Annotated in this window: 23 protein-coding genes, 11 tRNA genes, 3 rRNA genes and 2 pseudogenes; 35 read left to right on the top strand and 4 right to left on the bottom strand. The window is 41.7% G+C overall.

The features are described 5' to 3' along the window. The first annotated feature begins 271 nt into the window (after nucleotides 1–271). From rplF to rplQ, 13 genes are all read left to right on the top strand, one after another. A complete protein-coding gene (gene rplF / locus L6410_RS10430) occupies nucleotides 272–808 on the top strand; it encodes a 50S ribosomal protein L6 (protein WP_024391474.1) in 537 nt (178 codons plus the stop codon). Nucleotides 809–896: 88 nt separating this feature from the next. After that, nucleotides 897–1,253 (top strand): 50S ribosomal protein L18, encoded by a 357-nt coding sequence (gene rplR / locus L6410_RS10425; RefSeq protein ID WP_002936641.1) that lies wholly within the window; start codon nucleotides 897–899, stop codon nucleotides 1,251–1,253. Nucleotides 1,254–1,271: 18 nt separating this feature from the next. After that, nucleotides 1,272–1,766, top strand: coding sequence for a 30S ribosomal protein S5 (gene rpsE, locus L6410_RS10420; RefSeq protein WP_024391473.1), 495 nt, complete (start codon nucleotides 1,272–1,274; stop codon nucleotides 1,764–1,766). Between the two features lie 14 nt (nucleotides 1,767–1,780). Beyond that, nucleotides 1,781–1,963 carry a 50S ribosomal protein L30 gene (gene rpmD / locus L6410_RS10415; RefSeq protein WP_024383066.1) on the top strand — a complete coding sequence of 61 codons (183 nt, stop codon included), beginning with the start codon at nucleotides 1,781–1,783 and terminating at the stop codon, nucleotides 1,961–1,963. A gap of 129 nt (nucleotides 1,964–2,092) precedes the next feature. Then, nucleotides 2,093–2,533, top strand: a complete 441-nt coding sequence (gene rplO, locus L6410_RS10410) for a 50S ribosomal protein L15 (RefSeq protein ID WP_024391472.1) — start codon at nucleotides 2,093–2,095, stop codon at nucleotides 2,531–2,533. A gap of 13 nt (nucleotides 2,534–2,546) precedes the next feature. After that, entirely contained in the window at nucleotides 2,547–3,857 is a 1,311-nt protein-coding gene (gene secY / locus L6410_RS10405; protein WP_237395473.1) for a preprotein translocase subunit SecY, read from the top strand. Nucleotides 3,858–3,950: 93 nt separating this feature from the next. Continuing rightward, the gene (locus L6410_RS10400; protein ID WP_024391470.1) at nucleotides 3,951–4,592 is read left to right on the top strand and encodes an adenylate kinase; all 642 of its coding nucleotides are present in this window, start codon (nucleotides 3,951–3,953) and stop codon (nucleotides 4,590–4,592) included. Between the two features lie 121 nt (nucleotides 4,593–4,713). Continuing rightward, nucleotides 4,714–4,932, top strand: coding sequence for a translation initiation factor IF-1 (gene infA / locus L6410_RS10395; protein ID WP_002936627.1), 219 nt, complete (start codon nucleotides 4,714–4,716; stop codon nucleotides 4,930–4,932). Nucleotides 4,933–4,956: 24 nt separating this feature from the next. Continuing rightward, entirely contained in the window at nucleotides 4,957–5,073 is a 117-nt protein-coding gene (gene rpmJ, locus L6410_RS10390) for a 50S ribosomal protein L36 (protein ID WP_001808836.1), read from the top strand. Nucleotides 5,074–5,092: 19 nt separating this feature from the next. After that, nucleotides 5,093–5,458: a 30S ribosomal protein S13 gene (gene rpsM, locus L6410_RS10385; RefSeq protein WP_002936622.1), complete on the top strand. Its 366-nt coding sequence runs from the start codon at nucleotides 5,093–5,095 to the stop codon at nucleotides 5,456–5,458. A 17-nt stretch (nucleotides 5,459–5,475) separates the two neighbouring features. After that, nucleotides 5,476–5,859: a 30S ribosomal protein S11 gene (gene rpsK, locus L6410_RS10380; protein WP_004195509.1), complete on the top strand. Its 384-nt coding sequence runs from the start codon at nucleotides 5,476–5,478 to the stop codon at nucleotides 5,857–5,859. Nucleotides 5,860–5,903: 44 nt separating this feature from the next. Next, nucleotides 5,904–6,842 carry a DNA-directed RNA polymerase subunit alpha gene (locus tag L6410_RS10375; RefSeq protein ID WP_024391469.1) on the top strand — a complete coding sequence of 313 codons (939 nt, stop codon included), beginning with the start codon at nucleotides 5,904–5,906 and terminating at the stop codon, nucleotides 6,840–6,842. A gap of 14 nt (nucleotides 6,843–6,856) precedes the next feature. Next, entirely contained in the window at nucleotides 6,857–7,243 is a 387-nt protein-coding gene (rplQ, locus tag L6410_RS10370; protein WP_000331493.1) for a 50S ribosomal protein L17, read from the top strand. A 586-nt stretch (nucleotides 7,244–7,829) separates the two neighbouring features. On the opposite strand, the pseudogene L6410_RS10365 reads toward rplQ, so the two are convergent. Together L6410_RS10365 and L6410_RS10360 are read right to left on the bottom strand one after the other, a co-directional pair. Then, nucleotides 7,830–8,258 (bottom strand): annotated as a pseudogene (locus tag L6410_RS10365) (helix-turn-helix domain-containing protein); the annotation flags it as partial. 276 nt (nucleotides 8,259–8,534) lie between these two features. Beyond that, nucleotides 8,535–9,557, bottom strand: a pseudogene (locus tag L6410_RS10360) (IS30 family transposase). Nucleotides 9,558–10,044: 487 nt separating this feature from the next. Here L6410_RS10360 and L6410_RS10355 point away from each other — a divergent pair. From L6410_RS10355 to L6410_RS10255, 21 genes are all read left to right on the top strand, one after another. Next, nucleotides 10,045–11,600, top strand: a 16S ribosomal RNA gene (locus L6410_RS10355). A 52-nt stretch (nucleotides 11,601–11,652) separates the two neighbouring features. Further along, nucleotides 11,653–11,725 (top strand) — tRNA-Ala (locus L6410_RS10350). Nucleotides 11,726–12,026: 301 nt separating this feature from the next. After that, nucleotides 12,027–14,930: ribosomal RNA gene (locus L6410_RS10345) — 23S ribosomal RNA — on the top strand. Nucleotides 14,931–15,138: 208 nt separating this feature from the next. Continuing rightward, nucleotides 15,139–15,254: ribosomal RNA gene (gene rrf / locus L6410_RS10340) — 5S ribosomal RNA — on the top strand. The 16S, 23S and 5S rRNA genes sit together here with 11 tRNA genes alongside, the layout of an rRNA operon. 5 nt (nucleotides 15,255–15,259) lie before the next feature. Further along, nucleotides 15,260–15,332 (top strand) — tRNA-Asn (locus L6410_RS10335). 21 nt (nucleotides 15,333–15,353) lie between these two features. Beyond that, a tRNA-Glu gene (locus L6410_RS10330) sits at nucleotides 15,354–15,425 on the top strand. Between the two features lie 6 nt (nucleotides 15,426–15,431). Then, nucleotides 15,432–15,521 (top strand) — tRNA-Ser (locus L6410_RS10325). Between the two features lie 11 nt (nucleotides 15,522–15,532). Further along, nucleotides 15,533–15,606 (top strand) — tRNA-Met (locus L6410_RS10320). Nucleotides 15,607–15,628: 22 nt separating this feature from the next. After that, a tRNA-Phe gene (locus L6410_RS10315) sits at nucleotides 15,629–15,701 on the top strand. Between the two features lie 15 nt (nucleotides 15,702–15,716). Further along, a tRNA-Tyr gene (locus L6410_RS10310) sits at nucleotides 15,717–15,797 on the top strand. Between the two features lie 7 nt (nucleotides 15,798–15,804). Next, a tRNA-Trp gene (locus L6410_RS10305) sits at nucleotides 15,805–15,875 on the top strand. Between the two features lie 7 nt (nucleotides 15,876–15,882). Beyond that, nucleotides 15,883–15,955 (top strand) — tRNA-His (locus tag L6410_RS10300). Nucleotides 15,956–15,966: 11 nt separating this feature from the next. Continuing rightward, nucleotides 15,967–16,038 (top strand) — tRNA-Gln (locus L6410_RS10295). An 11-nt stretch (nucleotides 16,039–16,049) separates the two neighbouring features. Continuing rightward, nucleotides 16,050–16,133 (top strand) — tRNA-Leu (locus L6410_RS10290). A 172-nt stretch (nucleotides 16,134–16,305) separates the two neighbouring features. After that, a protein-coding gene (locus L6410_RS10285) for an IS630 family transposase (protein ID WP_172016537.1) occupies nucleotides 16,306–17,153 on the top strand; the annotation gives its coding sequence in 2 pieces (ribosomal slippage) (nucleotides 16,306–16,609 and nucleotides 16,609–17,153; 849 coding nt in all). Nucleotides 17,154–17,334: 181 nt separating this feature from the next. Then, nucleotides 17,335–17,778 carry a zinc-dependent MarR family transcriptional regulator gene (locus tag L6410_RS10280; RefSeq protein ID WP_024404807.1) on the top strand — a complete coding sequence of 148 codons (444 nt, stop codon included), beginning with the start codon at nucleotides 17,335–17,337 and terminating at the stop codon, nucleotides 17,776–17,778. Continuing rightward, complete coding sequence (locus L6410_RS10275) at nucleotides 17,779–18,483, top strand: metal ABC transporter ATP-binding protein (protein ID WP_024404806.1); 705 nt, start codon at nucleotides 17,779–17,781, stop codon at nucleotides 18,481–18,483. It abuts the gene before it with no gap. Continuing rightward, nucleotides 18,476–19,288 carry a metal ABC transporter permease gene (locus L6410_RS10270; protein ID WP_160864054.1) on the top strand — a complete coding sequence of 271 codons (813 nt, stop codon included), beginning with the start codon at nucleotides 18,476–18,478 and terminating at the stop codon, nucleotides 19,286–19,288. Before L6410_RS10275 ends, L6410_RS10270 begins: the two co-directional genes overlap by 8 nt. A 9-nt stretch (nucleotides 19,289–19,297) precedes the next feature. Then, nucleotides 19,298–20,806 carry a metal ABC transporter solute-binding protein, Zn/Mn family gene (locus L6410_RS10265; RefSeq protein WP_237396794.1) on the top strand — a complete coding sequence of 503 codons (1,509 nt, stop codon included), beginning with the start codon at nucleotides 19,298–19,300 and terminating at the stop codon, nucleotides 20,804–20,806. A gap of 102 nt (nucleotides 20,807–20,908) precedes the next feature. Beyond that, the gene (locus L6410_RS10260) at nucleotides 20,909–21,373 is read left to right on the top strand and encodes a CopY/TcrY family copper transport repressor (protein WP_237395471.1); all 465 of its coding nucleotides are present in this window, start codon (nucleotides 20,909–20,911) and stop codon (nucleotides 21,371–21,373) included. 153 nt (nucleotides 21,374–21,526) lie between these two features. Continuing rightward, on the top strand, nucleotides 21,527–21,736 hold the full coding sequence (locus tag L6410_RS10255) for a heavy-metal-associated domain-containing protein (RefSeq protein WP_237395469.1): 210 nt from the start codon (nucleotides 21,527–21,529) through the stop codon (nucleotides 21,734–21,736). A 28-nt stretch (nucleotides 21,737–21,764) separates the two neighbouring features. Here L6410_RS10255 and L6410_RS10250 read toward each other — a convergent pair whose 3' ends face one another. Next, nucleotides 21,765–22,142 carry an HIT family protein gene (locus L6410_RS10250; protein ID WP_237395467.1) on the bottom strand — a complete coding sequence of 126 codons (378 nt, stop codon included), beginning with the start codon at nucleotides 22,140–22,142 and terminating at the stop codon, nucleotides 21,765–21,767. Between the two features lie 56 nt (nucleotides 22,143–22,198). Further along, nucleotides 22,199–23,455: a tyrosine--tRNA ligase gene (gene tyrS / locus L6410_RS10245; RefSeq protein ID WP_237395465.1), complete on the bottom strand. Its 1,257-nt coding sequence runs from the start codon at nucleotides 23,453–23,455 to the stop codon at nucleotides 22,199–22,201. Nucleotides 23,456–23,607: 152 nt separating this feature from the next. On the opposite strand from tyrS, the gene pbp1b reads away from it, so the two are divergent. After that, entirely contained in the window at nucleotides 23,608–26,013 is a 2,406-nt protein-coding gene (pbp1b, locus tag L6410_RS10240) for a penicillin-binding protein PBP1B (RefSeq protein WP_237395462.1), read from the top strand. Nucleotides 26,014–26,449 lie beyond the last annotated feature (436 nt).

Below are 26,449 nucleotides of genomic sequence, written 5' to 3'. Positions count from 1 at the left end.
GACCAGTTCTTCGTGCGTGTTCAAATCTAACAATCTGATTTGAAGGTATCATGAAACCAAACAGCATGATTGCTTCTCAAGTGCGATCATGAAACCTGCTCATTCGAACACGGGCTAAAGTCTGTGTAAAAAAGACAATCCTTCCTCGAAGCTTAGGCTTCTGCGTCAGGATTCCTATTTTTACTTTGACTTCTTTACGCCCTCTGTATCATGAGCCCCCGTGAAAACTAGTCGCTTGACGGCTTGATAATTTAACAGGAGAAATAAAAAAATGTCACGTATTGGTAATAAAATTATTACATTGCCTGCTGGTGTTGAGCTTACTCAAGACAACGGTGTGGTAACTGTAAAGGGACCTAAAGGGGAATTGACTCGTGAATTCCCAACTGCTATTGAAATTCGTGTGGAAGGTACAGAAGTAACTCTTCACCGTCCAAACGATTCAAAAGAAATGAAGACTATTCACGGTACTAGCCGTGCCAACCTCAACAACATGGTTGTTGGTGTTTCTGAAGGCTTCAAAAAAGAACTTGAAATGCGTGGTGTCGGTTATCGTGCTCAATTGGCTGGTAACAAATTGACACTTGCTGTTGGTAAATCACATCCAGATGAAGTGGTTGCACCAGAAGGTATTACATTTGAAGTTCCAACACCAACACAAATCGTCGTGTCTGGTATCAACAAAGAAGTTGTTGGTCAAACAGCAGCTTATATCCGTAGCCTTCGCGCTCCTGAGCCATACAAAGGTAAAGGTATTCGTTACGTTGGTGAATTCGTTCGCCGTAAAGAAGGTAAAACAGGTAAATAATAGCTTGCTGAGGTGGCTTAGCCACCTGGCTGACTATTTCTCAAATTGTTTCGTGAGAAACAGAATCATACATTAAGAGGTGAATATTGTGATTTCAAAACCAGATAAAAACAAAATCCGCCAAAAACGCCATCGTCGCGTTCGCGGTAAAATCTCTGGAACTGCTGCTCGCCCACGTTTGAACATTTTCCGTTCTAATACAGGCATCTACGCTCAAGTGATTGATGACGTAGCGGGTGTAACGCTCGCAAGCGCTTCTACTCTTGATAAAGAAGTTTCAAAAGGTACTAAGACAGAACAAGCTGTTGTTGTAGGTAAACTCGTTGCTGAACGCGCGGTAGCTAAAGGTATTTCTGAAGTGGTCTTTGACCGCGGTGGATATCTCTATCACGGACGTGTGAAAGCTTTGGCTGAATCAGCTCGTGAAAACGGATTGAAATTCTAATAGGGAGGACACTAAGAAATGGCATTCAAAGATAACGCAGTTGAAATTGAAGAACGCGTAGTAGCCATCAACCGTGTTACAAAAGTTGTTAAAGGTGGACGTCGTCTTCGTTTCGCAGCTCTTGTGGTTGTTGGTGACCGTAACGGTCGCGTAGGTTTCGGTACTGGTAAAGCTCAAGAAGTACCAGAAGCTATCCGTAAAGCAGTTGAATCTGCTAAGAAAAACATGATTGAAGTACCAATGGTTGGTACAACAATCCCTCACGAAGTTCGTTCAGAATTTGGCGGAGCTCGTGTATTGTTGAAACCTGCTGCTGAAGGTTCTGGGGTTGCTGCCGGTGGTGCGACTCGTGCCGTAATCGAATTGGCAGGTATCGCAGATGTGACTTCTAAGTCACTTGGTTCAAACACACCAATCAACATCGTTCGTGCAACTGTTGAAGGTTTGAAACAATTGAAACGTGCTGAAGAAGTGGCTGCACTTCGTGGCATCTCAGTTTCTGATTTAGCATAAGAAAGGAGATACTCATGGCTCAAATTAAAATTACTTTGACTAAGTCTCCAATCGGTCGCAAACCAGAGCAACGTAAAACAGTTGTTGCACTTGGACTTGGTAAATTGAACTCTTCAGTTGTTAAGGAAGATAACGCAGCTATTCTTGGAATGGTAAATGCTATCTCTCACTTGGTAACTGTTGAAGAAGTTAAGTAATCATACAAATAGGCTAAGTCGCATAGAAGAATCTTTGCGACTTCTAGTCCATTTTTACATAAGGCGAGTTTGTGAATGAAGACTCTTGTACTTCACAGGCGCTAGCATATAAAAGAGGAGAAAATAATAATGAAACTTCATGAATTACAACCAGCTACAGGTTCACGTAAAGTTCGCAACCGTGTAGGTCGTGGTACATCATCAGGTAACGGTAAAACATCTGGCCGTGGTCAAAAAGGTCAAAAGGCTCGTAGCGGTGGCGGTGTTCGCCTAGGTTTTGAAGGTGGACAAACTCCATTGTTCCGTCGTATTCCAAAACGTGGCTTTACAAACATCAACGCTAAAGAATATGCAATCGTTAACCTTGATCAATTGAACGCTTTTGAAGATGGTGCAGAAGTAACACCAGTTGTGCTTATCGAAGCTGGAATCGTTAAAGCTGAAAAATCAGGAATTAAAATTCTTGGTAACGGTGAATTAACGAAGAAATTGACAGTTAAAGCTGCTAAATTCTCTAAATCAGCTGAAGAAGCAATCACTTCTAAAGGTGGCTCAGTAGAAGTCATCTAAGAGGTGGCAGCCTATGTTTTTTAAACTTTTAAAAGATGCCGTAAAGGTTAGATTAGTACGTAACAAAATATTGTTCACTATCTTCATCCTTTTTGTCTTCCGGGTTGGAACTCACATTACAGTTCCAGGTATTAACGCCAAGAGTCTTGAAGCCCTCTCAAATGTACCGTTTTTAAATATGTTGAGCTTGGTTTCAGGAAACGCAATGCGTAATTTTTCAGTTTTTGCACTAGGGGTTAGTCCATATATCACTGCTTCGATTATTGTTCAACTTTTACAAATGGATATCCTTCCAAAATTTGTTGAATGGGGTAAGCAAGGTGAAGTGGGCCGTCGCAAACTGAATCAAGCAACACGTTATATCTCTTTGGGATTAGCTTTTGTCCAATCTATTGGTATTACTGCAGGATTTAATGCCCTTTCGGGTGCACAACTGACAAATATGCCTTTGAATTGGCAAACGTACCTTTTAATCGGTTCTATTTTGACAACTGGTTCAGTCATTGTAACTTGGTTGGGTGAGCAGATTACAGAAAAAGGGTATGGAAATGGTACGTCCATGATTATCTTCGCAGGGATTATATCTTCCCTACCAGGAACGTTTCACGAGATTTATATTGATCGTTTTGTCAATATTGAATCTAGTCGATTGGGAGAATCAGCTATCTTTGTAGCAATCTTGATTGTATTAATTTTACTAGTCGTTTACTTCACGACATTTGTACAACAAGCAGAATACAAATTACCAATCCAATATACAAAAAGAGCTCAAGGAGCACCATCTAGTTCTTATTTACCATTGAAATTAAATCCAGCAGGTGTTATTCCCGTGATTTTTGCTGGTTCAATTACAGCAGTACCTACATCTCTTATTCAATACTTTGCAAGTCAGAATCAGAGTGCAGGTTGGTTATTGACTGTTCAAGAATATTTTGATTATTCAACGGTAAAAGGAATGCTGGTATATGCTGGATTGATTATTGTATTCACATTCTTCTATACTTTTGTTCAAGTCAACCCAGAAAAAACTGCTGAAAGCCTTCAAAAGAGCGCAGCATATATCCATGGGGTTCGACCTGGTAACGGGACTGAGCAATATCTGTCTAAGCTTCTAACAAGATTAGCAACAGTTGGTGCTTTATTCTTGAGTTTTGTTGCTTTGTTGCCGATTATTGCACAAAATCTCTTTGGACTTTCTTCAAACATTGCATTCCTCGGTACAAGTTTGATTATTGTTATCTCTACAAGTATTGAAGGAATCAAGCAATTGGAAGGCTACCTTCTTAAGAGAAAATATGTAGGTTTCTTAGAAATTACAGAATAGAATACAGGTTGACCTCGTCAACCTTCTATTTTGTTTTTAGATAAGTTTGTCAATATTGGCAAATTTATGTGAAAACAAAATAAGGAGTTTGTCATGAATCTTTTAATTATGGGTTTACCAGGTGCTGGTAAAGGAACACAAGCAGCTAAGATTGTTGAGAAATTTAATGTTGCTCACATTTCAACTGGCGATATGTTTCGTGCAGCAATGGCTAATCAAACTGAAATGGGCAAATTAGCTAAGTCATATATTGACAAAGGCGATCTTGTGCCTGATGAGGTTACAAATGGTATTGTGAAAGAGCGTTTAGCTCAGAATGATATCAAAGAAAAAGGTTTCTTATTAGATGGATACCCACGAACAATTGAACAAGCACATGCGCTTGATACAAACCTAGATGAGTTAGGTATTGAGCTACAGGGAGTCATCAATATTGAAATTGATCCTTCTAAACTTGTAGAACGTCTCAGTGGACGTATCATTCATAAAGAAACTGGGGAAACGTTCCATAAAGTATTCAACCCACCTGTTGGAGACTATAAGGAAGAAGATTTTTATCAACGTGAAGATGATAAACCAGAGTCTGTTAAGCGCCGTTTAGAAGTAAACATTGCCCAAGGTCAGCCGATTATCGACCATTATCGTGCAAAAGGTTTGGTTCATGATATTGAAGGCGATCAAGACATCGAACTTGTTTTCCAAGCAATTGATACTGTATTATCAAAATTGCAATAATCTAATGGATTTGGCTTGCATTTTTCTTGCAAAGATGATAAAATAGCCTAGTCTGACTTATAATTGTTACCTCTGTGTTCAGAGGACATCAAATCGATATTTAGAGAGGGGTTACTTTTGCATGGCAAAAGAAGATGTGATTGAAATTGAAGGCAAAGTAGTCGATACAATGCCAAATGCTATGTTTACTGTTGAGTTGGAAAACGGACACCAAGTCCTTGCAACTGTTTCTGGTAAAATCCGTAAAAACTACATTCGTATTTTGGTCGGTGACCGCGTAACTGTTGAGCTTAGTCCTTACGACTTGACACGTGGACGTATCACATACCGCTTTAAATAGTCGAAATACTTGGAGGGATTAAACATGAAAGTAAGACCATCGGTCAAACCAATTTGCGAATACTGCAAAGTTATTCGTCGTAATGGTCGTGTTATGGTGATTTGCCCAGCAAACCCTAAACACAAGCAACGTCAAGGTTAAGAAATAGAAAGGAGAAAACATGGCTCGTATTGCTGGAGTTGACATTCCAAATGACAAACGTGTAGTTATTTCATTGACTTATGTTTATGGTATCGGTCTTGCAACATCTAAAAAAATTCTTGCAGCTGCAGGCATTTCAGAAGATGTACGCGTGAAAGATTTGACATCAGATCAAGAAGATGCTATTCGTCGTGAAGTTGATGCAATCAAAGTTGAAGGTGACCTCCGTCGTGAAGTTAACTTGAACATTAAACGTTTGATGGAAATCGGTTCATACCGCGGAATCCGTCACCGTCGTGGACTTCCTGTCCGTGGACAAAACACTAAAAACAATGCTCGTACTCGTAAAGGTAAAGCCGTTGCGATTGCAGGTAAGAAAAAATAATATAGGAGGTAGAAAAATTGGCTAAACCAACACGTAAACGTCGTGTGAAAAAGAATATCGAATCTGGTATTGCACATATTCACGCTACATTTAATAACACTATTGTTATGATTACTGATGTGCATGGTAACGCTATTGCTTGGTCATCAGCTGGTGCTCTTGGTTTTAAAGGTTCACGTAAATCTACACCATTCGCAGCCCAAATGGCTTCAGAAGCAGCTGCTAAATCTGCACAAGAACACGGTCTAAAAACAGTTGAAGTTACCGTTAAAGGCCCAGGTTCAGGTCGTGAGTCTGCTATCCGCGCTCTTGCTGCCGCTGGTCTTGAAGTAACAGCAATTCGTGATGTGACTCCTGTACCACACAATGGTGCTCGTCCTCCAAAACGTCGCCGTGTATAATCATACATACCATACACAGCTTTTCGTTTAAGAGGGAGTAAGAAATGATTGAGTTTGAAAAACCAACAATAACAAAAATTGATGAAAATAAAGATTACGGCAGATTTGTTATCGAGCCATTAGAACGTGGTTACGGTACAACTCTTGGTAACTCTCTTCGTCGTGTACTTCTTGCATCACTCCCAGGTGCTGCAATTACATCTATTAAAATTGATGGTGTACTCCACGAATTCGACACAGTTCCAGGTGTCCGTGAAGATGTTATGCAAATCATTCTTAACATCAAAGGCATTGCTGTAAAATCTTATGTCGAAGACGAAAAGAAAATTGAACTTGATGTAGTAGGTCCAGCTGAAGTGACAGCAGGTGACATTCTTACAGATAGTGACATTGAAATTGTAAACCCTGACCATTATCTATTTACCATTGCTGAAGGTAAAACATTTAAAGCGATTTTGACAGTCAATTCAGGTCGTGGTTATGTCCCTGCAGAAGGTAATAAAAAAGATGACGCGCCAGTAGGTACACTTGCTGTAGATTCTATCTATACGCCAGTAAAAAAAGTCAATTATCAAGTTGAACCAGCCCGTGTTGGTAGCAACGATGGTTTTGACAAATTAACACTTGAAATCAATACTAATGGTACAATTATTCCAGAAGATGCTCTAGGTCTTTCTGCACGTATTTTGATGGAACACCTTGGTCTGTTTACAGATTTGACTGAAGTTGCAAAATCAGCAGAAGTGATGAAAGAAACAGAGACTGCATCGGATGATCGCATGCTTGATCGTACGATTGAGGAATTGGACCTTTCTGTTCGCTCATATAACTGTCTTAAACGTGCAGGTATCAACACTGTATTTGATTTGACAGAGAAGACTGAACCAGAAATGATGAAAGTGCGCAATCTTGGCCGCAAGAGTCTTGAAGAAGTCAAAGTTAAATTGGCAGATCTTGGTCTAGGATTGAAAAAAGATAAATAATATAGGAGGAAATCATGGCATACCGTAAACTAGGACGCACTAGCTCACAACGTAAAGCAATGTTGCGCGATTTGACAACTGACCTTTTGATCAACGAATCAATCGTTACAACTGAAGCTCGTGCTAAAGAAATCCGTAAAACAGTTGAAAAAATGATCACACTTGGTAAACGTGGTGACTTGCACGCTCGTCGTCAAGCTGCTGCATTTGTTCGTAATGAAATTGCATCTGAAAACTATGATGAAGCAACAGATAAGTATACTTCTACAACTGCACTTCAAAAATTGTTCTCAGAAATCGCACCTCGTTATGCTGAACGCAACGGTGGATACACTCGTATTCTAAAAACTGAACCACGTCGTGGCGATGCTGCCCCGATGGCAATTATCGAACTTGTATAAGATCATCAATTTTGTTGAGTGTTATGATGATGGAATTCCATGTGGGTTCTTAGTCTAGCTCTGGTCTACCGCCGAGTCTGTCTCGGCGGTAACACTCATCATATTGATTGGACGCTTGTTTACGAAATTACTCTAAAGTAGAATAATTTCGTAAGCAGGCGTTTTTTCTTTAAAACTATAGGGCTCAATGTCAATTAGGATGAAGAAAGCATAAACGTTGTGTATTTTTGGGGCAAAGCAATTCAGCTATAACATTTGAAGTAAAGTTCCAAAAAGTAGAGGGAGCAAAATGTGAGGGTATTTAAAGCTATCCAATCAACTTTTTATTTCCTTAGAGTCCCATCTAAGAATCTATAGATTATGACCTTATTCATCACTCTTTAGTCTTAATATTTTGACCGAAATTCGTCCACTGGTCTAATATACTCCGTCTTTCGCATGAAGGGTGTAGCTGTTGCAGCAAATATGTTCTTCAGGAAACAATTTGCTTAGATGACAAAATTCTGTACCATATGCAGCAACGATGTGAGAATTTGCTAAACTATAAAGATTACCATCAGTGCGGGATGTCTGCACAGTATGTAGTTTTATGAGGATGAATTGGTATCAACTTCGTCAATCCTAAATGGCCATTGTGAAACCAATAGTAAATGGTTGAAATACCCACTTTCATTTTCTTCTTCTTAACCATCATTTCAGGAGAAAATTTTTGCTTAGTATAGTGTAAAATTTTCTCTTTCAATTCTTTCATTAGGATTATCTTTTTTACCGATCGTTTTCGATTAGTTTGGTATACCGTTTGTGCATAGTCGGCAGAATAGACTTTTTTGTACAGCTCTTTTCGCACTTGTTGTAAGGTTGTTCCACGTTTAACTTCATTGTTAATCGTCTGAGGCGCCTTTCCAAGCAACCCTGCAATTTCACGATTGGACATGTTTTCATTTTTCCATCGTTCAATCAGGCGACGGTTATCCATTGTCATATGTTTGCCTTTTGGTGTATAATGTCTTTGCATCTCTGTGCCCTTCTTTGTGTTTGTGGTGAACAACAAGTATAGCACAGAGGTGTTTTCTTTTGCCTTAAATTGGATTTCATTTGACAACAGGAACCCTTGAAACTATTTAGCCTAATATCTTCAAGCCTGTTATCAAATGAAAATACAGCTTACTCAAAGATAGCGAAACAAATATTTTTTAGCAAAGCAAGGTGGCTAACTTCATTATTGAATTTTCATTCCCCCACTTGTCAAGTCAAGTGCAACAAGTTCATTGATAACTAAGAGTTCCAGAGGTTAAGCTTTTTGGGCTAGCCCAAACAAAATATTTGCGGTATTATACTTGTGAAGTCGTCTAGGTCTGTCATTGATAGCAGAGACGTAGTGATTGAGTTCTTCTGTCGTTAGTGAGTTAAGAGAGACACCTTTTGGGAGAAACTCTCTCAAGAGACCATTGAAATTTTCATTTGTTTCTCTTTCATGAGATGCATAAGGATGGGCAAAATAGACTTCCATACCTTTTAAGTCTGACAAGCTACTGAACTCTGAGCCGTTGTCCGATGTAATAGAGCGAATAGGATACTGTGATAGTAAGCTCTTAACAGCCCTATTGATGGTTTCTGCTTGTTTATTAGCCAGTTTTACAGCGATGGCAAATTGTGTTTGACGCTCTACTAGGGTCATGACAACAGCTTCCCCTTTGGTCTTCTTGCCAAGCATGAGATCAATTTCCCAATGTCCAAATTCAGAACGATTAGTAATAGTTTCTGGACGTTCTTCAATGGATTTTCCTAAGATTTTCTTCGTGGCCTTAGGCGTTGCTTTAGACCGTTTTCGGATGCACACCATCTTAGGTAAATCAATCGGTTTAACCCTCAACAGTCCGTCTTTGATGGAACGATACACTGTCTTGGTGGGAGGGGATAACTTCCAGTGGATGTTTTTCTCGGCAAGTTTGAACAAAGCTATCGACACTATGACAACGAGGTTTTGTTTTCAAGGCTTTCTCAAGTTCCTTGAAGAAGGTCTGGGAGCAGTACGATAGTTTATGATAGGCACTTTTTCGACGATTGGTCACATAAACACGTTGACCATTATCTGGAAAGTAAACCGTTGAGTAGATTCGATTCCCGTTCTTATCTTGAACCTGAGAAACACTTCCTCGTTTGATTTCACGACTGATGGTTAAGCGATGACGCCCAAGCAGACGAGCAATCTCAGAGGGGTTCTTGCCAATCTTGAGATAGGCGCTGATTTCTCCGCGTTCAGAGGCTGAAAGGTGTGATTATACGATTTTTTGGTAGAATAATTAGTGGACATGCTCATCTGCTTTCTATACTGAGTTGGGGAATTCTAGTATATCAGATGAGTATGTCTTTTTTTGCACTTCATTTTACAACACGGGAAAATAAAAAAGTTAAAAAACATGAAAAACTACTTGACAATGATGGATAAGATTTGATAGAATAATTGAGTTGTCTCGCAAGACTAGTCAGCTAAAAACAACGAAAAAAAGTTTGAAAAAGTAGTTGACATGTAAGTCTGAAGATGATAGAATAATTGAGTTGTCTCTTGAGGGAGTTCGATACAAAAGAAACGAAAAAAAGTTTCAAAAAAGTGTTGACAAGACCTTGAAGAAATGATAAACTAAGATAGTTGTCGCAAGGGAGTGACGACGACAAGACCTTTGAAAATTAAAGAAGACGAACCAAACGTGCAGGGTGATTTATCTAAGGATAAATCGTCAATGACAAAACAAAAACAATAAAACGGAAAGCTAGCAATAGCTTGAGTTTGAATCAAAACTTTTAATGAGAGTTTGATCCTGGCTCAGGACGAACGCTGGCGGCGTGCCTAATACATGCAAGTGGAACGCATGATTGATACCGGAGCTTGCTCCACCATTAATCATGAGTCGCGAACGGGTGAGTAACGCGTAGGTAACCTACCTCATAGCGGGGGATAACTATTGGAAACGATAGCTAATACCGCATAACAGTATTTATCGCATGGTAAATGCTTGAAAGGAGCAACTGCTTCACTATGAGATGGACCTGCGTTGTATTAGCTAGTTGGTGGGGTAACGGCTCACCAAGGCTTCGATACATAGCCGACCTGAGAGGGTGATCGGCCACACTGGGACTGAGACACGGCCCAGACTCCTACGGGAGGCAGCAGTAGGGAATCTTCGGCAATGGGGGGAACCCTGACCGAGCAACGCCGCGTGAGTGAAGAAGGTTTTCGGATCGTAAAGCTCTGTTGTAAGAGAAGAACGTGTGTGAGAGTGGAAAGTTCACACAGTGACGGTATCTTACCAGAAAGGGACGGCTAACTACGTGCCAGCAGCCGCGGTAATACGTAGGTCCCGAGCGTTGTCCGGATTTATTGGGCGTAAAGCGAGCGCAGGCGGTTTGATAAGTCTGAAGTAAAAGGCTGTGGCTTAACCATAGTACGCTTTGGAAACTGTCAAACTTGAGTGCAGAAGGGGAGAGTGGAATTCCATGTGTAGCGGTGAAATGCGTAGATATATGGAGGAACACCGGTGGCGAAAGCGGCTCTCTGGTCTGTAACTGACGCTGAGGCTCGAAAGCGTGGGGAGCGAACAGGATTAGATACCCTGGTAGTCCACGCCGTAAACGATGAGTGCTAGGTGTTGGGTCCTTTCCGGGACTCAGTGCCGCAGCTAACGCATTAAGCACTCCGCCTGGGGAGTACGACCGCAAGGTTGAAACTCAAAGGAATTGACGGGGGCCCGCACAAGCGGTGGAGCATGTGGTTTAATTCGAAGCAACGCGAAGAACCTTACCAGGTCTTGACATCCCGATGACCGCCCTAGAGATAGGGTTTCTCTTCGGAGCATCGGTGACAGGTGGTGCATGGTTGTCGTCAGCTCGTGTCGTGAGATGTTGGGTTAAGTCCCGCAACGAGCGCAACCCCTATTGTTAGTTGCCATCATTCAGTTGGGCACTCTAGCGAGACTGCCGGTAATAAACCGGAGGAAGGTGGGGATGACGTCAAATCATCATGCCCCTTATGACCTGGGCTACACACGTGCTACAATGGCTGGTACAACGAGTCGCAAGTCGGTGACGGCAAGCTAATCTCTTAAAGCCAGTCTCAGTTCGGATTGTAGGCTGCAACTCGCCTACATGAAGTCGGAATCGCTAGTAATCGCGGATCAGCACGCCGCGGTGAATACGTTCCCGGGCCTTGTACACACCGCCCGTCACACCACGAGAGTTTGTAACACCCGAAGTCGGTGAGGTAACCGTAAGGAGCCAGCCGCCTAAGGTGGGATAGATGATTGGGGTGAAGTCGTAACAAGGTAGCCGTATCGGAAGGTGCGGCTGGATCACCTCCTTTCTAAGGAAACGGAACCTGTACGTTAGTCTTCTTTAATTTTGAGAGGTCTTGTGGGGCCTTAGCTCAGCTGGGAGAGCGCCTGCTTTGCACGCAGGAGGTCAGCGGTTCGATCCCGCTAGGCTCCATTAGGATAGAAATCCTACTAAACTGAATACCAGTGAAGTTGAATTCACGACTAACTTCTTAGGAAAATAGATTATCTTCCTTGTGTCTAAAGACACAACGTCAGATTCCTAATTTTCTACAGAAGTTTCGCAAAAGCGACCGTCGTTCATATCCTAAACTTGTCCATTGAAAATTGAATATCTATCAAACATTCCTTGTGTATCTGTAAGGATACATAAAGAAATAGTAACAAGAAAATAAACCGAAAACGCTGTGAATATTTAATGAGTTTTCTAATTTTTGAAAAAATTAGGTTAATAAGGTTAAGTTAATAAGGGCGCACGGTGGATGCCTTGGCACTAGAAGCCGAAGAAGGACGTGACTAACGACGAAATGCCTTGGGGAGCTGTAAGTAAGCAATGATCCAGGGGTGTCCGAATGGGGGAACCCGGCAGGTAATGCCTGTCACTCACTACTGTTAAGGTAGTGTAGAGGAAGACGCAGTGAACTGAAACATCTAAGTAGCTGCAGGAAGAGAAAGCAAAAGCGATTGCCTTAGTAGCGGCGAGCGAAACGGCAGGAGGGCAAACCGAGGAGTTTACTCCTCGGGGTTGTAGGACTGCAATGTGGACTTAAAGAGTATAGAAGAACTACCTGGGAAGGTAGGCCAAAGAGAGTAATAGCCTCGTATTTGAAATATTCTTTATACCTAGCAGTATCCTGAGTACGGCGAGACACGCGAAATCTCGTCGGAATCTGGGAGGACCATCTCCCAACCCTAAATACTCTCTAGTGACCGATAGTGAACCAGTACCGTGAGGGAAAGGTGAAAAGTACCCCGGAAGGGGAGTGAAATAGAACCTGAAACCGTGTGCCTACAACAAGTTCGAGCCCGTTAATGGGTGAGAGCGTGCCTTTTGTAGAATGAACCGGCGAGTTACGATATGATGCGAGGTTAAGTTGAAGAGACGGAGCCGTAGGGAAACCGAGTCTTAATAGGGCGCATTAGTATTATGTCGTAGACCCGAAACCATGTGACCTACCCATGAGCAGGTTGAAGGTGCGGTAAGACGCACTGGAGGACCGAACCAGGGCACGTTGAAAAGTGCTTGGATGACTTGTGGGTAGCGGAGAAATTCCAAACGAACTTGGAGATAGCTGGTTCTCTCCGAAATAGCTTTAGGGCTAGCGTCGACATTTGAGAATCTTGGAGGTAGAGCACTGTTTGGATGAGGGGGCCATCTCGGTTTACTGATTTCAGATAAACTCCGAATGCCAAAGATTTATGGTCGGCAGTCAGACTGCGAGTGCTAAGATCCGTAGTCGAAAGGGAAACAGCCCAGACCACCAGCTAAGGTCCCAAAATAATTGTTAAGTGGAAAAGGATGTGGGGTTGCACAGACAACTAGGATGTTAGCTTAGAAGCAGCTATTCATTCAAAGAGTGCGTAATAGCTCACTAGTCGAGTGACCCTGCGCCGAAAATGTACCGGGGCTAAAACAATTTACCGAAGCTGTGGATAACACTTAAGTGTTATGGTAGGAGAGCGTTCTATGTGTGAAGAAGGTATACCGTGAGGAGTGCTGGAACGCATAGAAGTGAGAATGCCGGTATGAGTAGCGAAAGATGGGTGAGAATCCCATCCACCGTAAGACTAAGGTTTCCAGGGGAAGGCTCGTCCGCCCTGGGTTAGTCGGGACCTAAGGAGAGACCGAAAGGTGTATCCGATGGACAACAGGTTGATATTCCTGTACTAGAGTATGAAGTGATGGAGGGACGCAGTAGGCTAACTAAAGCGGGCGATTGGAAGAGCCCGTCTAAGCAGTGAGGTGTGATATGAGTCAAATGCTTGTATCTATAACATTGAGCTGTGATGGGGAGCGAAGTTAAGTAGCGAAGTTAGTGACGTCACACTGCCAAGAAAAGCTTCTAGCGATGTATCATACTCTACCCGTACCGCAAACCGACACAGGTAGTCGAGGCGAGTAGCCTCAGGTGAGCGAGAGAACTCTCGTTAAGGAACTCGGCAAAATGACCCCGTAACTTCGGGAGAAGGGGTGCTGACTTACAGTCAGCCGCAGTGAATAGGCCCAAGCAACTGTTTATCAAAAACACAGCTCTCTGCTAAATCGTAAGATGATGTATAGGGGGTGACGCCTGCCCGGTGCTGGAAGGTTAAGAGGAGGGTTTAGCGTAAGCGAAGATCTGAATTGAAGCCCCAGTAAACGGCGGCCGTAACTATAACGGTCCTAAGGTAGCGAAATTCCTTGTCGGGTAAGTTCCGACCCGCACGAAAGGCGTAATGATTTGGGCACTGTCTCAACGAGAGACTCGGTGAAATTTTAGTACCTGTGAAGATGCAGGTTACCCGCGACAGGACGGAAAGACCCCATGGAGCTTTACTGCAGTTTGATATTGAGTATCTGTACCACATGTACAGGATAGGTAGGAGCCTACGAAATCGGGACGCCAGTTTCGATTGAGGCGCTGTTGGGATACTACCCTTGTGTTATGGCTACTCTAACCCGGTAGGTTTATCATCTACGGAGACAGTGTCTGACGGGCAGTTTGACTGGGGCGGTCGCCTCCTAAAAGGTAACGGAGGCGCCCAAAGGTTCCCTCAGAATGGTTGGAAATCATTCGCAGAGTGTAAAGGTATAAGGGAGCTTGACTGCGAGAGCTACAACTCGAGCAGGGACGAAAGTCGGGCTTAGTGATCCGGTGGTTCCGTATGGAAGGGCCATCGCTCAACGGATAAAAGCTACCCTGGGGATAACAGGCTTATCTCCCCCAAGAGTTCACATCGACGGGGAGGTTTGGCACCTCGATGTCGGCTCGTCGCATCCTGGGGCTGTAGTCGGTCCCAAGGGTTGGGCTGTTCGCCCATTAAAGCGGCACGCGAGCTGGGTTCAGAACGTCGTGAGACAGTTCGGTCCCTATCCGTCGCGGGCGTAGGAAATTTGAGAGGATCTGCTCCTAGTACGAGAGGACCAGAGTGGACTTACCGCTGGTGTACCAGTTGTCTCGCCAGAGGCATCGCTGGGTAGCTATGTAGGGAAGGGATAAACGCTGAAAGCATCTAAGTGTGAAACCCACCTCAAGATGAGATTTCCCATAACATTAAGTTAGTAAGAGCCCTGAGAGAAGATCAGGTAGATAGGTTGGAAGTGGAAGTGTGGCGACACATGTAGCGGACCAATACTAATCGCTCGAGGACTTATCCTAGATAAGAAAAATTCAACGAAGTCAATATTGACAGCGTGGTTGTTTCTTGTTAGAATATAGATATTCAATTTTGAGTGGATAAAGTGAAGTAACGAGGGCGTTACAAAATCCGTAAGAAAATAGGAAACTGACGCAGAGTCAATAGACTCTAGGAAGTTTATCTTTTTCACTAGGATTTTAGTCCGAGTACAATTCCATTCAACAGTAGTTAAGTGACGATAGCCTAGGAGATACACCTGTACCCATGCCGAACACAGCAGTTAAGCCCTAGAACGCCTGAAGTAGTTGGGGGTTGCCCCCTGTTAGATACGGTAGTCGCTTAGCTATATTCCGCCATAGCTCAGTTGGTAGAGCGCATGACTGTTAATCATGATGTCACAGGTTCGAGCCCTGTTGGCGGAGTAAAGAGAAGTCTTTATTTATGGTCCGTTGGTCAAGGGGTTAAGACACCGCCTTTTCACGGCGGTAACACGGGTTCGAATCCCGTACGGACTATAATTTGGAGGATTACCCAAGTCCGGCTGAAGGGAACGGTCTTGAAAACCGTCAGGCGTGTAAAAGCGTGCGTGGGTTCGAATCCCACATCCTCCTTTACTTACTATCGCGGGATGGAGCAGCTAGGTAGCTCGTCGGGCTCATAACCCGAAGGTCGTAGGTTCAAATCCTGCTCCCGCAATTCTATTTATATTGTGGATTATGGCTCGGTAGCTCAGTTGGTAGAGCAATGGATTGAAGCTCCATGTGTCGGCGGTTCGATTCCGTCTCGCGCCATTAATTTAATATTTTGGAGAGATAGCGAAGAGGCTAAACGCGGCGGACTGTAAATCCGCTCCTTCGGGTTCGGGGGTTCGAATCCCTCTCTCTCCATACCTTTACGGGCATAGTTTAAAGGTAGAACTAAGGTCTCCAAAACCTTCAGTGTGGGTTCAATTCCTACTGCCCGTGTTCTATGGCGGGTGTGGTGAAGTGGTTAACACATCAGATTGTGGCTCTGACATTCGGGGGTTCGATTCCCCTCACTCGCCTATTTTAATATTGGGGTATCGCCAAGCGGTAAGGCAAGGGACTTTGACTCCCTCATGCGTTGGTTCGAATCCAGCTACCCCAGTTTAACTATATGCCGGCGTGGCGGAATTGGCAGACGCGCTGGACTCAAAATCCAGTGTCCGCAAGGACGTGCCGGTTCGACCCCGGCCGCCGGTATAGTTTATAAAGAAGAAGCGTTGATTTATCAGCGTTTCTTTTGTTTTTTGGTTAACTTTTGGTCACTATTTACCGGCTCTTTGTCAACTGTAGTGGGTAGATGAACCACTCTTTAATTCTAAATGTATAGTAAAATGAAACAAAAATAGTACATTTATGGTATAATGTACTTATGGCATATTCATTAGATTTTCGTAAAAAAGTTCTCGCATACTGTGAGAAAACCGGCAGTATTACTGAAGCATCTGTTGTTTTCGATATTTCCCGCAACACCATCTATCAATGGCTAAAATTAATGGAGAGTACAGGCGAGCTTCATCACCAAGTTAAGGGAACCAAACCAAGAAAAGTTGATAGAGAAAAATTAAAGAACTATCTTGAAGCTCATCCAGATGCTTTTTTGACTGAAATAGCTTCTGAATTTGGCTGTCATCCAACAGCTATTCATTACGCTCTCAAAGCTATGGGGTATACTCGAAAAAAAAGAGCTGTACCTACTATGAACAAGACCCTGAGAAAGTAAATCAGTTCCTTAAAGAATTTAATAACTTAAGTCACTTGACACCTGTTTATATTGACGAGACAGGGTTTGAGACATATTTTCATCGAGAATATGGTCGATCTTTGAAAGGTCAGTTGATCACTGGTCAGGTCTCTGGAAGAAGATTCCAGCGGCTATCTTTAGTCGCAGGTCTTATAAACGGTGAGATTATAGCCCCAATGACCTACAAAGAAACCATGACTAGTGACTTTTTCGAAGCTTGGTTTAAAACATTCTTACTACCCACTTTAGATAGACCATCTGTTATCATTATGGACAATGCAAGGTTTCATCGGATGAGTAAGCTAAAAGAGTTATGCAAGGAGCAGGGTCATAGACTTTTACCACTTCCTCCTTACTCACCTGAGTATAATCCCATTGAGAAAACATGGGCTCAAATTAAAAAACACCTCAGAAAAGTATTGCCAAATTGCGATACTTTTCTTGAGGCACTTTTGTCCTGTTCTTGTTTCAATTAACTATACTTTAATGTTCTCAAGTTCTACCTTATTTCATCGTCTCAGTCTAGTTTCTAGTTTTCGAGTCAGACTAGAACTTACTTTGACAAGTTAGCTTTTAAATATTTTTTATTTTTTTCTTGTTTTTTTCTTATTAGTATGATACACTTAACAGGTTAATTAAAAGGTTAAGGATGTGCTTATGAGCCAATTTGCATTAGATATTGAGAAGTGTTTGCATGAAATAGTTTTGAGTTCTGAGAACCAGTTGGAAATATTAGTTGGTTCTTGTCAAAGTACGGTGAAGTTGACGAATACGCAGGAGCATATTTTGATGCTTATTGAAAAGGCTGCATATACTAATACTGAGATTGCAAAGCAGCTCAATGTTAGTCAAGCTGCTATTACAAAGGCAACAAAGTCGTTGGTTGCTCAGGGCTTATTAGTAGCAGTAAAGGATTCAAAGGATGCACGTATTGTTCGTTTTAGTCTGACTGAGGCTGCAAAGCCTATTGCTGCGGAGCATGCGCATCATCATGCCCATACTTTGGAAGCATATGAAGAACTGTTAGGTAATTATAGTCTTGACGAACAAGAGCTGATTGCAAGATTTTTGAATGAGTTAGTGGAGAAAATTAGAAAATAAATGAGATATATTACTGTGGAAGATTTGTCGTTTTACTACGACAAAGAACCGGTTTTGGAACATATTCATTATTATCTTGATAGTGGGGAATTTGTGACTTTGACTGGTGAGAATGGCGCAGCCAAGACAACCCTCATTAAGGCGACTTTGGGGATATTGAAGCCCAAACAGGGGAGGGTTTCTATTGCTGAGAAGAGTATAAAAGGTAAGAAGTTAAGAATGGCCTATTTACCTCAGCAAATTGCAAGTTTTAATGCTGGTTTTCCGAGCACTGTTTACGAATTTGTAAAATCAGGGCGTTATCCTCGACAAGGTTGGTTTCGTCGTTTGACAGCCCATGATGAGGAACATGTTCGGATTAGTTTGGAATCAGTTGGAATGTGGGAACATCGGGATAAGCGCTTAGGTGCCTTGAGTGGTGGGCAGAAGCAACGTGCTGTCATTGCGCGTATGTTTGCCTCTGATCCAGATATTTTTATTCTGGATGAACCGACAACAGGGATGGATGCAGGGACCAAGGATGCTTTTTACCAGCTCATGCATCATTCGGCTAAGAAGCATGGAAAGTCGGTTCTGATGATAACTCATGATCCTGATGAGCTGAATAGGTATGCTGATCGAAACATTCACTTGGTTCGTGATCAGCAGTCTCCTTGGCGTTGTTTCAATGTTCATGAAGCGGATGAGGAGGTTGCTGATGTTTGATCTATCTGTATTTCATTATGACTTTATGCATCGTGCTTTCCTGGCAATCATTGCGATGAGTCTGTTCTCGCCTATTTTGGGGGTCTTTTTGATACTCAGACGACAGAGTTTGATGTCGGATACTCTTAGTCATGTTTCGTTGGCGGGAGTTGCATTTGGTTTGGTTTTGGGTATTTCGCCTACTCTTTCGACTGTTCTTGTCGTTATTGTGGCGGCTGTATTTTTAGAGTATTTGCGGACAATTTACAAGAATTTTATGGAAATTGGGACGGCTATCCTCATGTCGACTGGTTTGGCTATTTCGCTCATTGTCATGAATAAATCTGGTGGGAAATCAGGGCTTAGCCTGGAACAATATCTGTTTGGTTCGATTGTGACGATTAGTCAGGAGCAGGTAATTGCTTTGTTTACGATTGCTGTGATTGTCATTGTGCTGACATTGCTGTTTTTACGTCCGATGTATATTCTTACCTTTGATGAAGATACCGCATTTGTAGATGGATTGCCTGTTAGAGCCATGTCCATTGCCTTTAATGTAGTTACTGGTGTTGCGATTGCTCTTATGATTCCTGCTGCGGGGGCTTTATTGGTTTCAACCATTATGGTTCTACCTGCTTCTATTGCCTTACGACTTGGTAAGAGTTTTAAAGCTGTTATCTTTACGGGGATGGCAATTGGCTTTTTAGGAATGGTGACAGGTTTGATGACATCCTATTATGCAGAAACCCCAGCAAGTGCAAGTATTACCTTGATTTTCATTAGTATTTTCTTACTGGTGAATGTTGTTCAAAAATTTAAAAAATAAGGAGTTATGATGAAAAAAGTTGGATTGCTATTCGTGTCTATTTCAGCTTTGCTTTTAGGAGCCTGTGGCAATAGCACAGCTTCTGAAGATGGGAAGCTAAATATTGTAACAACCTTCTATCCTGTTTATGAGTTTACCAAGCAGGTGGCAGGTGATGAGGCGAATGTTGATCTGTTGGTTAAGGCTGGAACAGAAGTTCATGATTATGAACCTTCAGCAAAAGATATTGCTCGAATTCAAGAAGCTGATGTTTTTGTTTACGAAAATGAAAATATGGAAACATGGGTTCATGATGTTGAGGAATCTATTGACACCTCAAAGGTCAGTGTGATTAGTGCAACGGAAGGGATGCTCTTGTTACCAGGTAGTGAAGAAGGTGAGGATCACGACCATAGTGAGGAGGGGCATAGCCATGCTTATGATCCGCATGTATGGTTGTCTCCTGAGCGTGCTATCACACTTGTAGAAAATATTCGTGATAGTTTGGTAGCTAAATATCCAGAAAAGAAAGATGCTTTTGAAACAAATGCGGCAGCCTATATTGAGAAATTAGATGCTTTAGATATGAAATATTCTGAAACATTATCTGCTGCGAAACAGAAATACTTTGTTACACAACATACTGCATTTGCATATTTGGCTTTGGACTATGGTTTGAAACAAGTTTCTATTACAGGTGTTGCTGCAGATGAGGATCCGACTCCATCACGTCTAGCAGAATTGACAGAGTATATCAATAAATATGGTATTAAGTATATCTATTTTGAAGAAAATGCGTCAAAATCTGTTGCAGAAACACTTGCCAAAGAGACTGGGGTTCAGTTGGACGTTCTTAATCCTCTTGAAAGTTTGACGGATGAGGATATGAAAAATGGTAAGGATTATATTTCTGTTATGGAAGATAATCTGACTGCCCTTGAAAAAACAACTTCCCAAGAAGGTTCTGAAATTTTGCCAGAAGAGGGTGCTGAGACTGCGCAAACTGTTTATAACGGTTATTTTGAAGATAGTGCCATAAAAGATCGTACTCTTTCAGATTATGCAGGTGAGTGGCAATCTGTTTATCCATACTTGCTTGATGGTACACTAGATCAGGTCTGGGATTACAAGGCTAAGATCAAAGGTGGCATGACAGCTGAAGAGTACAAGGCTTACTACGATACTGGCTACAAAACAGATGTTGATCAAATTAACATTACAGATAATACCATGGAATTTGTAGTGGGAGATAAGAAAGAAAAATTCACGTATAAGTATGTGGGCTATAAGATTTTGACCTACAAAAAAGGAAATCGTGGTGTTCGTTTCTTGTTTGAAGCAACGGATGCAAATGCTGGCAACTATAAATATGTTCAATTTAGCGACCACAATATCGCCCCTGTTAAAACAGGTCACTTCCATATCTATTTTGGTGGAGAGAGCCAAGAAAAACTCTTGGAAGAGTTGGAAAACTGGCCGACATACTACCCTGTTGGTTTGACTGGTTTGGAAATTGGTCAGGAGATGCTGGCTCACTAAGAATGATGAGAAGACTGGGCAAGGTGTTCAGTCTTTCTTCTTGACAATTTTTGACTACAAATGTAAACTAAAGTTAGAAAATTATTGTTGGGAGGTGAATGTGTGGAGCAGACAATTTCTGCTGCGGAGTGGCAGGTCATGCGGGTCCTGTGGGCCCATCCTGGTGCGACTTCTCAGGAAATTATTCAGGCCTTGCAGGAAGGCTTTGATTGGCAGGCGACGACCATTAAGACACTTTTAGGGCGGCTGCGGAAGAAAAACTATCTGAGAATGGATAAGGAAACTAGCAAGTACCACTACTACCCGCTGATCAGTGAAGAGGAACATTTGCAGGGGCAGGTGGAGCTCTTACTAGCTGCCATATGTTCCACAAAACAGGGGCAACTGGTTGAAAAACTGCTAGACACAGGGACATTTTCCCAAAAAAGCCTTGAGAATATCTCCAGCAAAATCTCGCAGTTACAAAAGACGGCACCTGAGAGTATTGTTTGTCAGTGTCTGCCAGGTCAATGTACTTGTGGTCATCATCACACAACTTCAAAAATCGACATAAGGTGTGTTGATTAAATGAGTGTAAATTTTGAGTGGTGTTACTTGAAAATGAGTAAGTACCAGAGTTCAATCTTTGGCTTAAGGATGTGAACAGAGTTTGCTCAATTTGCAAACCTTTAGTGTTGTGCTACTTTTTATTTTTATTGTGAAAGAACGAGGAGAAAAATCATGAAACAAACCTTGAAATTGAAAAATTTATCTTGTCAAAACTGTGTGAAGCATGTGACCAATCATTTCTTGGAAATGGATGGGGTAGATGAGGTATCAATCCAGTTGGAAGAGCAGTTAGCAGAAGTACAAACTTCTGTAGAACATAGCTTAGAGAGTTATAAAGAAGCCTTGGAAGATACTGTCTATGAGGTGGTAGAATTAGTGTAGGAGTAAAAGCAGCCGTCGAGCTGCTTTTTTATAATGCTTTGAGAAAGTGAGTCAGATCCAGTTGCACTTGTGCAAGCGAAATTTGGTCCCAGAAGCCGTCTGATCGAAAGCGTGGAATCAGGTGGACATGGAAATGGGTACCAGCATCAAACAAGCGATCATTGCAAGCTATGGTCACACCGTCAATTGTCAATGCTTGACAGAGTTTTTCAGTCAATAAGACTTCCAAGTCCGACAGTTCATAGCGAACAGCAGGAGGGACTTGGTGGAGCGTGTCATAGTGTTTCTTGCTGATAATCAGTAGATGTCCAGTTTGGACAGGGTCAATATCCCAGACGACCTTGAGATGTTCCGTCTGGTAGAGAATGTCATTATCATTGAGTTGGTGACAAAAAATGCAGGTCATGTCTTTTCTCCTAGGTTAGCAGAAAAGGAAATCACATAGGATTTCCTTGAAAAACATTAATAAGTCAAAACAGAATATTTCTTCTTACCACGACGGATAACGGTCAACTCGCCGTCGATTTTGTCGCTGTCAGAAAGAGTGTAGTCCAATTCCTGCACACGCTCACCGTTGACATAGATGGCACCATTTGCTACATCTTCACGAGCTTGGCGTTTTGAGTTAACAATACCAGAGGTAACCAAGAGTTCAACGATGTTGAGGTTGTCTTCAGCCTGTACAGCGTAGTTTGGAACGTTGCTGAGACCCTGTTTAAGTTCTTTTGCGGATAGGTTTTTGATGTTGCCAGCGAACAATTGCTCGGTGATGTTAAGTGCTTGGTTATAGGCTTCTTCACCGTGGACCAATGTCACGACTTCCTTAGCCAAAATCTTCTGAGCCAGGCGTTCATGACGGGCTGCGTTGAATTGTTCTTCAATCTCTGCAATCTCATCAAGAGATAAGAATGTAAAGATTTTCAAGAAACGAACGGCATCGTCGTCCATGACATTGAGCCAGAATTGGTACATTTCGTAAGGAGATGTTTTATCAGCATCAAGCCAAACAGCATTACCCTCAGACTTACCAAATTTCTTACCGGTTGAGTCAGTGATGAGCGGAACAGTCATCACGTGACCAGTTCTATCAGCTTTGCGACGTAGTAATTCCGTGCCGGCGGTCATATTGCCCCATTGATCTGAACCACCAATTTGCAATGTAACATTATGCTTATCATTCAACTCATAGAAATCATAGCCTTGCATGATTTGGTATGCAAATTCAGTGTAAGAAATTCCTGTCTCAATTCGTTTTTTAACAGAATCTTTGCTCATCATGTAGTTGACAGTGAAGTATTTACCGACATCACGAAGGAAGTCAATGAAGCTAATATCTGAGAACCAGTCGTAGTTGTTGACCATTTCAGCTCGGTTGTCACCATTTTCAAAATCCAAGAAGCGAGAGAGCTGACCTTGGATTTTTGTTACCCAGCCGTCCACGGTATCTTTGGTTTGCAAGCTACGTTCCGCATCTTTAAAAGATGGATCACCAATCAGACCGGTAGCACCACCAACAAGAGCATAAGGTTTGTGCCCAGCTAATTGTAACCGACGGCTTGTTAGGATGGCAACCAGATGGCCTAAGTGTAAACTATCAGCTGTTGGATCATAGCCTGTATAATAAGAAACTTGTCCATCTGTTAATGCTTTTACCAAGGCTTCTTCGTCTGTTGTTTGAAAGACCAAGCCGCGAGCTTTCAGTTCTTCAAAAATGTTCATGTAGGCTGTCTCCTTTTGATTGAATAGTTAGGACCCAAGTCATGTTTTAAAGTATTTGGGTCGAACTTTGTATTAAAAAATTCCCTCCTATTATACCATGAAATTGCGGAAAATATACAAAATTTGGTATAATTGAGTGATAAGGAGTTTTTATGAATAACAAATCAGAAAAACAAGATTTAAAAAAGAAAGTTGATATTCATCAGTTAGAGAATGGTTTTGGAATCTTCCTTCGGACCCTTAAATTATTGATTAATTCGCTAGTTGTCTTAGGATTTTTAATTGCTATTTTTGGTGGTGGGGTAGGAGTGGGCTTTGTTGTAAGTCTTTTCGACAAAGTTGAAGTGCCAAAAACAGAAGAGTTGGTTGAAAAGGTATCGGAAGTTAGTCGTATTTCAACGGTTACTTATTCAGATGGTAGTTTAGTTTCAGAAGTAAATTCTGACTTATTACGTATACCAGTCACGTCTGAAGAGGTTTCGGATTATCTAAAGCAGGCTGTTATTGCTACAGAAGACGAAACCTTTGAGACGCATAATGGTGTTGTACCAAAAGCAGTATTACGTGCTGCTTTAGGATCTATCGGACTAGGATCTTCTAGTGGTGGCTCTACTTTGACCCAACAATTGATCAAACAACAATTGGTGGGTGATGCTCCAACCTTTACGCGAAAGGCTAATGAAATCATTTCTGCTTTAGCTTTAGAGCGAAATATGACAAAAAATGAGATATTAACAATTTATTTGAATGTCTCTCCTTTTGGACGAAACAATCAAGGTAAAAATATTGCAGGTGTAGAGGCAGCCGCAAGAGGTATCTTTGGAAAAACGGCTAAGGAGTTAAGCGTCCCACAGGCTGCTTATATCGCTGGATTGCCTCAAAGTCCTATTGTGTATTCTCCGTATGCTTCAGATGGAACACGGAAATCGGATGATGACATGATTTATGGAATTGAGCGTTATCAGGACGTTCTTTATAATATGTATCGGGCTTCTTTTTTGACTAAAGAGGAATACGAAGCTTATAAAGATTATGATATTAAGCAAGATTTTATCACCCCTGCCCCCATCACTGCAGACACAAAAGACTACCTCTATTATGAAGTTATGGAGGAGGCACAGCAGGTCATGTTTGATTATCTCGTTAAACGGGATGCAGTTTCTGAAAATGACTTGAAAAATGATGATATAAAATCATCATATGAGGAGATGGCGACTCAGGAATTAAGTCAAGGGGGATATATTATAAAGAGTACCGTTGATAAAGGCATCTATTCTGCAATGCAATCTGTCGTAGCGAATTACGGTTCAGTTCTAGACAATGGAAATGAATATGTTGAAACAGGAAGTGTTTTGATTGATAATAGTACAGGAGCTATTCTAGGATTTATTGGTGGTAGAAACTTTGCAACAAATCAAAATAACCACGCCTTCGATACACAACGGTCACCCGCTTCTACTATTAAACCATTGTTAGCTTATGGTATTGCTATTGATCAAGGATTGCTAGGGTCTGCAAGTATTCTATCTAACTATCCTACAAACTTCTCAAGTGGTCAGCCAATTATGTACGGCAGTAGTAAAGGTACTGGTATGATGAATTTACAGACTGCAATTGATATGTCTGTAAATATCCCGGCTTTTTGGACTTATAAAATGATTCAAAACGCAGGGGTTAATGCTAAGGATTACATGGAAAAAATGAATTATCATATTCCAATGTATGATATTGAAAGCGTGCCATTAGGCGGAGGAGTTGAAATCTCTGTACTAACGAATACCAACGCCTATCAGACTTTGGCCAATGGCGGTGTTTATAATAAGCACTATATTGTTGAAAGTATCACTGCATCGGATGGAACAGTAGTGTATCAGCATGAAGTGGCACCTGTTCAAGTATACTCAAAAGCGACTGCAAGCATCATGAACCAATTGTTGAGGCAAGTAGTTAATTCTGGATATACTACTACATTTAAAAGTCGACTAAATAGTTTGAATCCTCAAGCTGCCACTTCAGATTTTGTTGGAAAAACGGGTACAAGTAATGAGGTAAATGATGTTTGGTTAATGTTATCTACTCCGAAAGTAACCTTAGGAACATGGGTGGGGAATGATGACAACTCAGAAATGTACGTCTGGACAGGATACTATAATAATTCACAATACGTTGCATACCTTGTGGATGCATTATACAATGTCAAATCGGATATGTTTTCAGGCAAGTTTGAACTGGATAGCAGTGTCATCTCTTCTAATGTTGTATCTTCTACTGGTCAACGTGCTGGAACAGTTCAGGTGAATGGTCGTCAAGTAACGATTGGTGGTGCGACCACAACAAGTTATTGGGCCAAAAACGGTGCACCTGTAACCAATTATAACTTCATGGTTGGCGGGACCGACAGCGATAAACGTCAGGCTTGGAATACTATAATTGGGTCGCAAACGACCACATCAAGTAGCTCAACTCAACGCAGTAGCTCTAGTCGAAGCAGTGGTACAAGTTCTTCGAGTTCAAATAATGACCAAGATACAGACACTCAGACATCTAGCAGTGACTAATCTTTTAGGGGTTCAAATCGAAGCGCTTGTTCCATATAATTAGATAATAATTCAAAATTAGAGTAGACTATGTGGTTAACATTGTAGAATTTATCTCAAGAGCAAGATAATAGTTTTATGACGATCACAGGCAAAAAGACAATTCAGATCGATTGATTACTTTCGAATGATATCAAAGATACAAAACTGATTCATTTCTTGATTTATTCTAGTTCTTGTGCTATAATTGTATAAATTATTTGTCGTGTGTCTTGTTTGAAATATTGTCCAAGCAAGGCTTGCAGCAGTTAAATCACACTTTTTAAAAGGAAGATTTAGCTGCTCTTTTTGTGTCTATGAAGAAGTTCTTTGAGAATTGTCACCTATTCTTAAAGATTCTAAAAATTCAGAAAAAGCAAGTGCAGGTGATCACATGTCTGAATATAATTGAACTCGG

Origin of the sequence: Streptococcus parasuis (assembly GCF_021654455.1) — a bacterium.
Lineage (GTDB): Bacteria > Bacillota > Bacilli > Lactobacillales > Streptococcaceae > Streptococcus > Streptococcus parasuis.
The sequence above is the reverse complement of the archived record's forward strand: the minus strand, read 5'-3'. Positions and strand labels throughout refer to the sequence as shown.